The sequence below is a fragment of the Cohnella lupini genome (assembly GCF_003386205.1).
Taxonomy (GTDB): domain Bacteria; phylum Bacillota; class Bacilli; order Paenibacillales; family Paenibacillaceae; genus Cohnella; species Cohnella lupini.
In genome coordinates, this window is record NZ_QRDY01000001.1 from 622,590 (window position 1) to 635,386 (window position 12,797).

Genomic DNA, 12,797 nt, shown 5'->3' on the forward strand with positions numbered 1-12,797 from the left:
TCGGACATATTAGCGATGAGCTTTTATCCCCAAACATCGTTAGGAGGCTGCTCCATGTCAACCGTACTCAGTAATTTCGATACCTGGAAGAAGTTTTTGGGCGACCGTGTAGAGGCGGCTAAAAAGCTTGGCATCAATGAAGAAGCCATCTCTAAGCTCGCGTACGAAATCGGCGAATTCCTGGATCAGAAAGTCGATCCGAAGAACAATGAGGAGCGCGTGCTCAAAGAACTGTGGGATGTTGGCGACGAGTCCGATCGCAAAACGATGGCACGCTTAATGGTTAAATTGGCTGGCCATAACGACTAAGCTAGCGAATAAAGCAAGAAAGCCTCCATTTGGAGGCTTTCTTGCCATCGAGTCATTAAAACTAGGTCTTTCGAAGTAATAATCCGTTTTATTTTGCAGGATAATGATGAGCGTTGTAGAATAAAAGAGAAAGCCGAGAAAAACGGAAAATCGCTCAAGCGGCGATGATAATTATATAGGCATTATTTTCCGTAATATGAATGAGGTGCAAGATGGAACCCAAACAATGGTACATGGAGTACAAAATCCACAAAAATCGTCCGGGATTGCTTGGCGATATCGCTTCATTGCTTGGGATGCTAGAAGTTAACATTCTAACGATCAACGGCGTCGAAGACAGAACGCGCGGGATGCTGTTGCAAACCGACGATGAAGAGAAGATCGAGTTGCTAGGGAAAATGCTTCGCAAAGTCGAGAACATCACGATTAATACGCTTCGTCCTCCGCGTTTGACGGATATTCTGGCAGTTAGGCACGGACGTTATATCGAGCGCGACTCGGACGACCGCAAGACCTTCCGGTTCACGAGGGACGAATTGGGACTGCTCGTCGATTTTTTAGGCGAACTGTTCAAGAGGGATGGCAACCAAACGATCGGTCTTCGCGGCATGCCGCGCGTCGGCAAGACGGAATCGATCATTGCTGGAAGCGTATGCTCGAATAAGCGCTGGGCTTTCGTATCCTCCACATTGCTGAGGCAAACGGTCAGAAGCCAGTTATCCGAAGAAGAAATGAATCCTAACAACGTCTTTATTATTGATGGTATCGTCAGCACGATTCGTTCGAACGAGAAGCATTATTCCTTGCTGCAGGAAATCATGGCCATGCCTTCGACGAAGGTAATCGAGCACCCCGATATTTTCGTGCGGGAGTCTCAATTCGATTACGACGTATTCGATTGCATCGTTGAACTGCGCAACACGCCGGATGAGGAAATTTCTTACGAAAACTTCACGACCGCAGGCTTGAGCGACGATTTCTAACTACATACCGCCAACACCATGAACATCGGGAGGTGAAAGGCATGTCCGATTTGGGCGCCCTGCTTCGCAAAGCGCGCGAGCAGCGCGGTTATACATTGGAAGATATTCAAGAATATACGAAAATCCGCAAGAGATATCTGGAGGCCATCGAGACGGGCGAATACAAAGTATTGCCCGGATCGTTCTATGTGCGGGCTTTCGTGAAAACCTACGCGGAAACGGTTGGTTTGGACGCGGAGGAGGTTTTGCGTCTATATCAAAAGGAGCTGCCGCAAGGTCCCTCGACGGAGCCCGTCATGGCGGAGCCTCGAATCAAGACAAGCCGTCGCAGCGTCCAGCATAACGACCGTTGGGGTAAAGTCGCCGTTTCTTTGCTCATGTGGGCTTTCCCTATTCTAATCGTTATCGTTATCTATATTTATTGGAGCAACAACAAGGAACCCGCGACCCAAGAGCTGAATTCGAATCCGCCGATTACGTCGGAAACCTCTACTCCCAGCCCTTCGGTAAGCTCTTCCCCTAGTCCTGCCAATTCCCCGAGCTCAACACCGACTCCGTCGGTCGGCGCCGTGACGATTACGTTTAAGGAAAAGAAGAACGGAATTAATTATTACGACGTGACTCCCGGAACCGGCAAAAAGCTGAAGTTGCAATTGACGGGCGAAGTATGGCTTGAGGTGCGCGAAGACGGTAGATCTGGTAAGTCAATCTACATGGCAACCACGGAGGAACCGCAAAACTTATTCTTCGATTTAACGACTCCGCTATACGTAAATACCGGTAGGACGGATCACGTCGACTTTTTCGTCGATGAAGCTACATTCGATGACGGCAATGCAGCCGGCTCGACCAAGTACATTTTCACGCCCGTGACGGAAACGCCGCAATAAGTCGCGATCGGCCTTCTTCGGAAGGCTTTTTGTTTTTATATGGACGTTCACTCATGCTATAATAAGGGCATAATTGGGTAATACATGAAAGGAAGAGGATCGGAATGGCATCGGAGTATTCGTTCGACGTAGTATCGAAGGTGGATATGCAGGAAGTGAATAACGCGGTCCAGCAGGCGCTTAAGGAGATCGAAACGCGCTTTGATTTCAAAGGGAGCAAGAGCAATATCACCTTGGAGGAAGAGCAATTGGTCGTCGCCTCGGACAGCGATTTCAAGCTGAAAAGCGTGGTCGACATTCTTCAGTCCAAGCTCACCAAGCGCGGAGTGCCCATCTTGAACATGGAATACGGCAAGATAGAGCCGGCTTCCGGAGGAACGGTACGCCAGACCATTAAGATGAAGCAGGGAATCGACCAAGAAAACTCCAAGAAAATGAATATACTGATCCGCGATTCCAAGATCAAAGTGAAAAGCCAAATCCAAGGCGATCAGCTGCGCATAACAGGGAAGAGCAAGGACGACCTTCAAAGCATAATGACGCTATTGCGGGGCGCCGGTCTCCCGTTGGAACTTCAATTTATTAACTATCGCTAAACGTCGGGCAGTTTTTGACACGTTTAGGGGGTTCGATTATACTGTTGTGGATAACAACGGACGTACGTTTGGGGGAAGTCATCGATGATTGAGAAAGTCAGCGTCGTCACGCTTGGCTGCGAGAAAAATTTAGTCGACTCCGAGATCATGTCGGGGCTTATTCATCAAAGAGGTTTTTCTCTGGTCGAGAAGCCCGAGGATGCGACTGTCATTATCGTCAACACTTGCGGATTCATAGACGCCGCCAAGGAAGAGTCGGTCAATACGATTCTGAATTTGGCCGAGCTGAAGGATACGGCCCGGTTGAAGGCGCTAATCGTATCCGGCTGTTTGACCCAAAGGTACAAGAAGGAACTGATGGACGAGATGCCGGAAATCGACGGAATCGTCGGTACTGGCGACTTTCATCGCATCAATGAAATTATCGACGAGGCGCTTCGCGGACGCAAGCCGGTCTACGTGGGTAACCCCGTCTTTAACTATGAAGAAAACTTGCCAAGGCTATTAAGTACTCCTCGCCATACGGCATACGTGAAGATCGCCGAGGGCTGCGACAACGCTTGTACGTTCTGCAGCATTCCGATCATGCGCGGGCAGTTTCGGAGCCGCTCGATGGAGTCCATCTTAACCGAGGTGAAGATGCTATCCGGGCAAGGCGTTAGGGAAATTAGCCTTATCGCTCAAGATTCCACGAATTACGGGACGGACCTGTACGATGGCTTTAAGCTTCCCGAATTGCTTAATCGTGTGAGCGAAGTCGAAGGAATCGCATGGGTGCGGCTTCACTACGCGTATCCCGGTTTTTTTACCGACGAATTGATCGAAGCGATAGCCGGCAATCCGAAGATCTGCGATTACATAGATATGCCGTTGCAGCACAGCGAGGATTCGATTCTCAAAAGAATGCGCAGGCCCGGACGTCAGCGCGACGTTCGAGAGCTGATCGGCAAAATCCGTTCCCGCATTCCGGAGGTGGCTCTTCGCACCTCGATGATCGTCGGTTTTCCGGGCGAGACGGAAGAAGACTTCGAAAAGCTGTGCGAATTCGTCCGCGAAATGAAGTTCGATCGTCTTGGCGTTTTTGCATATTCCCAAGAGGAAGACACTCCGGCGAATCGATTGCCGAATCAATTGTCCGACGAAGTGAAGCAATTCCGCGCCAATACGCTAATGGAAATCCAACGTCAGGTGGCTAAGGATAATGCGGCGAAATACGTGGGACGCACGATCGAGGTGCTGGTCGAACGATATGACGGTCGCAGCGACGTCTATATCGGCCGCAGTCAATACGACGCGCCGGAAGTCGACGGCGAAGTGTTCATCTCGAAATGTCCGGTGCAAATCGGCGAATTAAGCAAGGTTAGAATTACGCATGCGTACGAGTATGATTTGTCAGGGGAGGGAATTGCGTGAACCTCGCCAACCGGATCACGCTTGCTAGAATTTTTCTTGTACCGATCGTGACGATTTTTCTGTTGGTCAATATCGACATGGAGCCGCTTCACATCGGAAGCTATTCCATTTCCTACAACCAGGTGTTTGCCCTCCTTCTATTCATTATTGCGGCTAGCACGGACGGATTGGATGGCTATATCGCTCGCAAGCGCAAAATCGTGACGAACCTGGGCAAGCTGTTGGATCCGCTCGCGGACAAGCTGCTCATGGCGGCCGTGCTGATTGCATTGGTTCAGATGGAGAAGCTAGGCGCTTGGGTAGCTATCGTCATCATAAGCCGCGAATGGGCGGTTACGGGTCTTAGGCAGATCGCTTTGCTAGAAGGGTCGGTACTGGCTGCAAGCAAATGGGGCAAGTGGAAAACCGCTGTTCAAATCACGATGATCATCGTGTTGTTGCTCAATAATTTCCCCTTCAACTTCATCGATCTGCGAATCGATTTGGTCGTGGTTTGGGCTGCCGTGCTCATTACGGTTTACTCGGGCATCGATTATTTCGTGAAGAACAAAGATTTAATTCCGGTTTCGACCTAAGTCGCCCGTTTCTTCCCGGATGGCTTAGCGTCGAACGCGACGAGGTGCGTTAAGTAGCATGAGAGCAGAAATCATAGCTGTCGGCACGGAGCTGCTCCTCGGTCAAATCGTAAACACGAACGCCCAGTATCTGTCGCGCGGGTTGGCAGAGCTGGGCATTGATGTTTATTATCAGACCGTGGTCGGCGATAACAAGGATAGGCTGATCGAGGCGATCGGCATCGCGCGAGGCAGAGCGGAGCTGCTCGTATTTACGGGCGGATTGGGTCCGACTCTCGACGACCTTACGCGCGACGCGTTGGCCGATTATTTGGGCCGGGGCGTCGAGTTGCATGAACCTACGATGACTAAGATCGTGAATATGTTCGCCGGCCGCGGAGGTTCATTCGTCGAGAGCAATCGCCGCCAAGCCTTGCTGGTAGACGGGGCGACTCCGCTTCGGAACGATACCGGGCTTGCCGTCGGCAATGCTCTAAACGTCGAAGGAACTTGCTATATGCTGCTTCCCGGTCCGCCGAGAGAGATGAAGCCGATGTTCGATAACGATGGTTCCGCGTGGTTAAAGGAACAGCTCGGGCCGGCTTCGGCGCTTCATTCCGTCATGCTCAAGTTCGTGGGGATAGGCGAGTCCGGACTCGAGGATTTGCTGATCGACCTCATCCGCGAACAGCAGGATCCTACCATTGCTCCCTACGCCAAAGAAGGGGAAGTCGCCATTCGCGTTTCGACGAAAGCGGGGGACGCCGAGGAAGCTTCTCGCAAAATGGGCGGCACGCTGGCCGAGATCCGCGGAAGAACGGCGGCGTATTTGTACGCGGAAGAAGACGTGCCGATCGAAGCGACCGTCGTACGGATTCTGACCGAGCAACGGCGGACGTTATCGCTGGCGGAGAGTTGCACCGGCGGAATGGTGTCCGAATTGATCACGACCATTCCGGGTAGCGCCGTTGTCTATCTTGGCGGCGTAGTCACGTACAGCAACGGCATGAAGACGAGTCAACTCGGCGTTCCGAAGGAAATGCTGGAAGGCCCGGGAGCGCCCGGGGCGATCAGCTCCGAGACGGCGGCGGCTATGGCGGAAGGCATGAGGAAGGCCGCGGATTCGGATTTCGCGTTGTCGGTGACGGGAAACGCGGGTCCCGCCGCCGCGGAGGATAAGGCCGTCGGCCTTGTGTACATAGGGCTAGCCGAACGGGGACGCGAGACTCGGGTAGAGAAGCTGCAAATGTCCGGAGACCGCGAGGGTATTCGTTTGCGGGCTACCAAGAGGGCTCTCTACATGCTTTGGCTATCCTTGACCGGTCGCGAGTAGTTTCCTTCGGTGTTGGCGTTTCTACCGAAATTTCCGACGAATAATTGTCGATACTTGTCAATTTATTGCGAGTATGATAAAGTCGACTAGAAAGTTGCGGAAGAACCGTAGCGAAGATTACTTTGCTGCGGTTCTTTTTTCGTAAAAAAATCGAACAAATGTTCTCAAAATGCTTGGCAAACGATTGGAAACAAGGTATGATAAAACTATCAAAAAGGATAAGGATGTGGGTGTGTTGTCAGATCGTCGCGCCGCATTAGACATGGCCTTGCGCCAGATTGAAAAGCAATTCGGTAAAGGTTCGGTAATGAAATTGGGAGAGAACCCGCAGCTCGCCGTTGAAACGGTTTCCAGCGGAGTACTAGCGCTGGATATCGCGCTCGGCATAGGCGGATACCCGCGTGGGCGGATCATAGAAGTATACGGACCGGAATCCTCCGGTAAGACAACGGTTTCCCTTCACGCAATCGCGGAAGTGCAACGCGCAGGCGGAACGGCGGCATTCATCGATGCCGAGCATGCGCTGGATCCGGTTTATGCGAGAAACCTCGGCGTGAACATCGACGAATTGCTTCTCTCGCAGCCCGATACGGGAGAACAAGCTTTGGAGATTGCAGAAGCGCTGGTACGAAGCGGAGCGGTTGATATTATCGTCGTCGATTCCGTGGCCGCGCTCGTTCCCAAAGCGGAGATCGAGGGAGACATGGGAGATTCGTTCGTCGGGCTGCAAGCCCGCCTCATGTCCCAAGCGATGCGTAAGCTTTCCGGAGCGGTTAGCAAATCCAAGTGTCTGGCGATTTTTATTAACCAACTTCGCGAGAAGATCGGCGTTATGTTCGGGAATCCGGAGACTACGCCGGGCGGACGGGCATTGAAATTCTATGCAAGCGTACGTCTGGACGTTCGTCGCGTCGAAGCGATCAAGCAAGGCAATGACGTTGTCGGTAACCGGACCAAGATCAAAGTCGTGAAGAACAAGGTGGCGCCTCCGTTTAAGCAAGCGGATGTCGATATCATGTACGGCGAGGGCATCTCCAAGGTCGGAAGCATCATCGATATCGGCGCGGAGCAAGACATCATCCAGAAGAGCGGAGCTTGGTTCTCTTACAATAGCGAACGGCTTGGCCAAGGACGAGAGAACGCGAAGCAGTATTTGAAGGACAACCCGGAGGTTTCCGACAAGATCGAGAAGCAGATCCGCGAAGCCTTATTGTCCTCCTCGTTAGCGGCAGCCGCCACCGGCGCGTTCGCTGTTAGCGAAGACGACGATGCGGAGTTTGGCGAAGACGCTTAATCGGATACTTAGCTCATAGGTAATTTGAACATATTCTAGACACATTAAGCGGCATATTTTGCCGCTCTTTGTGTTTTTAGGAAGGAGGAACTAAACGGGATGTACAAATCGAGACGTTCGGGGACGGGCAAGTCTTGGGGCGGCGAAAGCGGTAGCGCAGGGGCCAGAGGTAAGCGAGGCGGCGACAAAAAACCGGGCTTAACGAACGATGAGACGAATCCTTTGAGTCTGCCCGTTATGGGCGCGGTCGTAACCGCGATCGAATCGCATCCGAAGAAACCCCATATGTATAGAATCGTGCTGATGCTCGAATTGGACGAGTTCGCGACCGGAAATATCGCGTCGGGCGAAGCTGGTCTAGAATTTGCCGGGGCGAATGATCAATCAGACGCGGAACAACTGGCTATCGATTGGACGGATGAAGTGGACTCGCTTATCGCAGGCGCCCAGTCTGCTCGCGGAGCAGGAGAAGCCACGCTGACGGTTCACGAAGATACTTTGGTCAGTTGGAGGCTGCTGAAGGGCCGCCGATTGACCGCGAAAGAATACGAAACGTTGAAGCAGGACGAGCAAAAGGAAGACGCTTACCGGTCCGCTCTAATGATGCTGGAACGAAAAGCGAGAACGACTTCGGAATTAACCAAAGCGCTTAAGAGTAAAGGGTATGTCCCAGAGGTCGTGGAAGCTTGTCTAGTGCGTCTGCGCGCGGGAAGGATGATAGATGACACCGCTTACGCCAAACGCTTTACGGAGCAACGTGCGGTCGGTCAGCGCAAGGGGCGGATGCTTATCAGGCAGGAGCTGTTACAACGAGGCGTAGGTCGGGAAGACGTCGATCAAGCGATCGGCGAGCTGGACGGGGAAGTAGAACAGGAATCGGCTCTTGCGATCGCTCGCAAAAGGTGGCCGAATATCAAAGGAAATGACAGGGAGCGCAAACAGAAACTGATGGCGGTGCTCTTGCGCCGGGGATTCCCTTCCGGAGTCGTAAGAATGGCGGTACAGCAGGCTTCAGCCGAGTCGGAAGATTCGGAATCGGAGTCCGATTACGGAGAGTTCGACCCTTACGATACGGAATATATGGAAGATTAATGGAACGCGGAGCCGCGAAGCCTCATTCCTCTATAGAACCTTGCTTGACAATCTAATTTATCAAAAGATAAAATGATTCTGTATTCCATCTTCCCACTCTGAACGTTTTTTCCTTCCAAGAAGCGATTCGGAACGCGTTTTTTCGACTTTAATGCTTTGTTCACATGTAATCAAACGGTTTGGAAACCGGAAAATCAATTGAATATGTGTCCCCAAGCGGTTGCCTTGGTGATGCAACGAGGAGGTGAATGACCATGGATATTACGATATGGGTCCTCATCGTTCTCGTTGTTGGCGTCCTTTGCTTTGGGATCGGTTATGTCGCTCGCAAATCCATTGCGGAAGCCAAAATCTCTAGTGCCGAAGTGGCTGCGGTTCAAATTGTCGAAGCTGCCAAGAAAGAATCGGAAGCCGTACGCAAAGAAACGGTGCTGGAAGCCAAAGACGAGGTGCACAAACTCCGTAACGAAGCGGAACGCGATATTCGCGAACGCCGCAACGAAATTCAACGCCTGGAAAGGCGGCTGCTACAAAAAGAAGAGTCGCTGGATCGCAAGTTAGAAGCGTTGGAACGCAAAGAGGAGCAAGTCGCCAACAAAGAGAAACGGATCGAAGAGACCCAAGATCAGATCGAGACGCTGCACAAACAGCAGATGAACGAATTGGAGCGCATTTCGAACCTATCGACGGAAGACGCGAAACAAATGATTCTGTCGAACGTGGAACAGGAAGTGCGTCACGAAACGGCTCAGCTGATCAAGGAAATCGAGAATCAAGCCAAAGAAGAAGGCGACAAGAAAGCGCGCGATATCATCTCCTTAGCCATTCAACGTTGCGCCGCGGATCACGTGGCGGAGACGACGGTATCCGTCGTCACGTTGCCTAACGAAGAGATGAAGGGACGCATTATCGGTCGTGAAGGTCGTAACATCCGCGCACTCGAGACTTTAACGGGTATTGACCTCATTATCGATGATACGCCGGAAGCGGTTATCCTATCGGGCTTCGACCCGATTCGCCGCGAGATTGCCCGGACCTCCCTGGAGAAATTGGTGGCGGACGGACGGATTCATCCGGCTCGCATCGAGGAAATGGTGGAGAAGTCCCGCAAGGAAGTCGACGAAAGAATTCGCGAGTATGGCGAGCAAGCCACTTTCGAAGTGGGCGTGCACGGCCTGCATCCGGATTTGATCAAGATCTTGGGTCGTCTGAAATTCCGGACGAGCTACGGTCAGAACGTGTTGAAGCATTCGATGGAAGTCGCTTATTTAACCGGTCTGATGGCCGGGGAGCTAGGAGAAGACATCACGCTTGCTAAACGCGCCGGACTGCTTCACGATATCGGCAAAGCGCTCGACCACGAAGTGGAAGGCTCGCATGTCGAGATCGGCGTGGAACTGGGGAAGAAATACAAGGAGCATCCCGTCGTCATCAACAGTATCGCGTCCCATCACGGCGACGTGGAAGCGACTTCGGTTATCGCTATGCTCGTCGGAGCGGCAGATGCGCTTAGCGCAGCTCGTCCCGGAGCGCGCCGCGAAACTTTGGAGACTTATATCCGCCGGCTCGAGAAGCTGGAGGCTATCTCCGAATCGTTCGAAGGCGTCGAGAAATCGTACGCGATTCAAGCCGGACGCGAAGTTCGCGTTATGGTTCAACCGGAGAAGATCGACGATACGGAGGCGTTCCGCTTAGCTCGGGATATTACGAAGAAAATCGAGGGTGAGCTGGACTATCCGGGTCACATCAAGGTTACCGTCATTCGTGAAACCCGCGCGGTCGAATACGCCAAATAATTCACGGAATGCAGGGAAGGCTGAAAAGTGGCTGCGGCAACATGCAGCCACTTTTCCCTTTTCATCAGCGAGTAGGATTTTTGAATGAACGGATTTGGAAAGAGAGAGTGAACTGGTTATGAAGGTCGTTTTCATAGGCGATATCGTCGGCAATATAGGCAGGGACACCGTTAAACGGTTGCTGCCGTGGATCAAAGACAAATATAATCCCCATATTATCATCGCTAACGGAGAAAATGCCGCCGGCGGACGCGGAATTACGGCCACGATCGCTCGGGAGCTGTTCGAGTGGGGCGTGCACGGAATTACGATGGGTAACCATACGTGGGACAATCGAGATATTTTCGAATTCATCGACGATGAACCGAGAATCGTCCGTCCTTCCAACTTGCCGCACGGGACTCCAGGACGGGGCAGCATGATTGTAAAAGGAAACGGCAAAGAGCTTGGCGTCGTCAACCTGATCGGACGCACGTTCCTTCCTCCGGCGGAATGTCCTTTCCGGGTGGCTGACGAAGAGATCGAAGAGCTTCACCGTCAAACGAAATGCGTCCTCGTGGACTTTCATGCGGAAGCTACTAGCGAGAAGATCGCTATGGGCTGGCATTTAGACGGATACGCGTCATTGGTGGTCGGCACGCATACGCACGTTCAGACGAACGATGCTCGGATTTTGCCGGAAGGCACTGCGTACTTAACGGATGCCGGTATGACGGGTCCTCGCGATGGCGTTCTGGGGATGGAAAAAGAAACGGTATTGCGTCGATTCATTACGGGGATGCCGGGTAGATTTAACGTCGCGGAAGGAAAATGGACCTTAAACGGCGTATTCGTGGACATCGACGAGACGACAGGAAAGGCTTTGAAAGTTCAAAATATTACCGTAGACGAGGATTCGTGGATCGCTGTTTAAGAATTTTCAGAATATATTGACACTTTTGTGGCCAAACCCCTCGGGAAAAGAAGGAATTATCGTCCGGGTTACCGAATAAGTATGCCTTAGTGGGCCCATCCTTTGATTCCGATGAATTCCCGATGCAACCGTAGAAAGATGCGGGTTGTCATAAGAGGAGGTACTGGTCATGGAAGTATTAAAGGTTTCCGCAAAGTCCAATCCAAATTCCGTAGCAGGCGCACTGGCAGGCGTTCTCCGCGAACGCGGGGCTGCCGAACTGCAAGCCATCGGTGCCGGGGCGCTCAATCAAGCCGTTAAGGCGGTCGCTATCGCCCGCGGGTTCGTTGCTCCGAGCGGGGTAGACCTGATCTGCATCCCGGCTTTTACGGATATCGTGATCGATGGAGAAGACCGGACGGCAATTAAACTTATTGTGGAGCCAAGATAATCTATCAGCATGCATAAACTGTCGACCTGTTACAAGATGATCGTCGCGAAGTAGCTTGAAAGAAGCTATGGGGCGATGACATCGAAGCAACAGGTTTTTTTGTGCCAACAATGGTTGTTCAAAAGCCGTCTTTTGATCACGAAGTGAAGCAGGGAGGAGACGAATGATGAGGGTAGCCGATTTGCATGTTGACGTGCTTTGCAAAATGCTTGAATATCCCGATGCGTCTTGGAGCGGAGCGATCGCCGACGCAAGGTTCGATGTCAATCCGGAGCGTTTGCGGGCTGGCGGGGTAGGCTTGCAGGTGTTCGCTTTGTATTTGCCCGATGAAATTCCGTCCGATCCGGAATCGATATTCCGCGCCGCCGAATTGTTTTGGAGCGAAGTGCTCACGGTTCGAGGGATAAAGCTCGTTCGTAGAGCGGGAGATATCGAAGCCGCCATTCAAGAAGGGAAAATCGGCGCGATCCTGTCGCTTGAAGGTGCCGATGGGCTTCAAGGAAAACTGTGGGCGCTTCGTCTGCTGCATAAATTGGGTTTACGTCTATTGGGTCCAACATGGAATCATGCCAATTGGGCGTGCGACGGGGCATTGGAGCCTCGCGGAGCGGGATTCACGAAAGCCGGACGACAATTGGTTACGGAATGTGAAAATTTGGGTATCCTATTAGATGTATCTCATTTATCGGATCGGGGCTTCTGGGAGTTGGCGGATCGCGCCAAACGCCCTTTTTTCGCGTCGCACTCCAACGCCCGTTCGATTAAAGACAATCCTCGAAACTTAACGGACGAGCAAATAGAAGCTATCGTATCGGCGGAAGGGATCATCGGGGTTACTTTCGTCCCCTGGTTCGTGACTTCGCGGGAACCGGCAACGATAGATGACGTCCTGCGCCATGTGGAGCATATATGCTCGCTCGGGGGGGCGGGGCATATCGCTTTCGGCTCGGATTTCGACGGAATCTCCCGGCATGTACAAGGGCTGGAGCACCCGGGCCGATACCCGGATCTGATCGAAGCGTTGTTGAAACGATATCCGGAGAGTTTCGTAGAAGATATGGCAGGGAAAAACGCCATCCGTTTTTTTACAAGAAATCTATCTAAGTGAACTGTAAGCCTGACATCTATCTCGATAAGGCATTGATTTCATCTCAAAGTGTTATGCGTCGGTTACACGAATATGTCTTGCAATTT

General features: G+C 52.1%; 13 protein-coding genes. All 13 read left to right on the forward strand.

All coding sequences use genetic code 11. The annotated features are described in order from the left end of the window. Positions 1 to 54 precede the first annotated feature (54 nt). The 13 genes from DFP95_RS02925 to DFP95_RS02985 all read left to right on the forward strand — a co-directional run bounded on the left by DFP95_RS02925 (position 55) and on the right by DFP95_RS02985 (position 12,711). On the forward strand, positions 55 to 309 hold the full coding sequence (locus DFP95_RS02925) for a DUF3243 domain-containing protein (protein ID WP_115991044.1): 255 nt from the start codon (positions 55 to 57) through the stop codon (positions 307 to 309). Positions 310 to 521: 212 nt separating this feature from the next. After that, on the forward strand, positions 522 to 1,292 hold the full coding sequence (locus tag DFP95_RS02930; RefSeq protein ID WP_115991045.1) for a DUF3388 domain-containing protein: 771 nt from the start codon (positions 522 to 524) through the stop codon (positions 1,290 to 1,292). Between the two features lie 41 nt (positions 1,293 to 1,333). Further along, the gene (locus DFP95_RS02935; protein WP_115991046.1) at positions 1,334 to 2,182 is read left to right on the forward strand and encodes a helix-turn-helix domain-containing protein; all 849 of its coding nucleotides are present in this window, start codon (positions 1,334 to 1,336) and stop codon (positions 2,180 to 2,182) included. Between the two features lie 104 nt (positions 2,183 to 2,286). After that, positions 2,287 to 2,778, forward strand: coding sequence for a YajQ family cyclic di-GMP-binding protein (locus DFP95_RS02940; protein ID WP_115991047.1), 492 nt, complete (start codon positions 2,287 to 2,289; stop codon positions 2,776 to 2,778). Positions 2,779 to 2,862: 84 nt separating this feature from the next. Then, positions 2,863 to 4,191: a 30S ribosomal protein S12 methylthiotransferase RimO gene (gene rimO / locus DFP95_RS02945; RefSeq protein WP_115991048.1), complete on the forward strand. Its 1,329-nt coding sequence runs from the start codon at positions 2,863 to 2,865 to the stop codon at positions 4,189 to 4,191. Continuing rightward, a complete protein-coding gene (pgsA, locus tag DFP95_RS02950) occupies positions 4,188 to 4,766 on the forward strand; it encodes a CDP-diacylglycerol--glycerol-3-phosphate 3-phosphatidyltransferase (RefSeq protein WP_115991049.1) in 579 nt (192 codons plus the stop codon). Before rimO ends, pgsA begins: the two co-directional genes overlap by 4 nt. A gap of 58 nt (positions 4,767 to 4,824) precedes the next feature. Next, a complete protein-coding gene (locus DFP95_RS02955) occupies positions 4,825 to 6,078 on the forward strand; it encodes a competence/damage-inducible protein A (protein WP_115991050.1) in 1,254 nt (417 codons plus the stop codon). Between the two features lie 235 nt (positions 6,079 to 6,313). Then, positions 6,314 to 7,372 carry a recombinase RecA gene (recA, locus tag DFP95_RS02960; protein WP_115991051.1) on the forward strand — a complete coding sequence of 353 codons (1,059 nt, stop codon included), beginning with the start codon at positions 6,314 to 6,316 and terminating at the stop codon, positions 7,370 to 7,372. Between the two features lie 99 nt (positions 7,373 to 7,471). Continuing rightward, on the forward strand, positions 7,472 to 8,464 hold the full coding sequence (locus DFP95_RS02965) for a regulatory protein RecX (protein ID WP_115991052.1): 993 nt from the start codon (positions 7,472 to 7,474) through the stop codon (positions 8,462 to 8,464). 254 nt (positions 8,465 to 8,718) lie between these two features. Next, positions 8,719 to 10,260 carry a ribonuclease Y gene (gene rny, locus DFP95_RS02970; RefSeq protein WP_115991053.1) on the forward strand — a complete coding sequence of 514 codons (1,542 nt, stop codon included), beginning with the start codon at positions 8,719 to 8,721 and terminating at the stop codon, positions 10,258 to 10,260. 118 nt (positions 10,261 to 10,378) lie between these two features. Beyond that, the gene (locus DFP95_RS02975) at positions 10,379 to 11,173 is read left to right on the forward strand and encodes a TIGR00282 family metallophosphoesterase (protein WP_115991054.1); all 795 of its coding nucleotides are present in this window, start codon (positions 10,379 to 10,381) and stop codon (positions 11,171 to 11,173) included. A 169-nt stretch (positions 11,174 to 11,342) separates the two neighbouring features. After that, positions 11,343 to 11,603 carry a stage V sporulation protein SpoVS gene (spoVS, locus tag DFP95_RS02980; protein ID WP_027084382.1) on the forward strand — a complete coding sequence of 87 codons (261 nt, stop codon included), beginning with the start codon at positions 11,343 to 11,345 and terminating at the stop codon, positions 11,601 to 11,603. Between the two features lie 163 nt (positions 11,604 to 11,766). Beyond that, positions 11,767 to 12,711, forward strand: a complete 945-nt coding sequence (locus DFP95_RS02985; RefSeq protein WP_115991055.1) for a dipeptidase — start codon at positions 11,767 to 11,769, stop codon at positions 12,709 to 12,711. Positions 12,712 to 12,797: the final 86 nt, after the last annotated feature.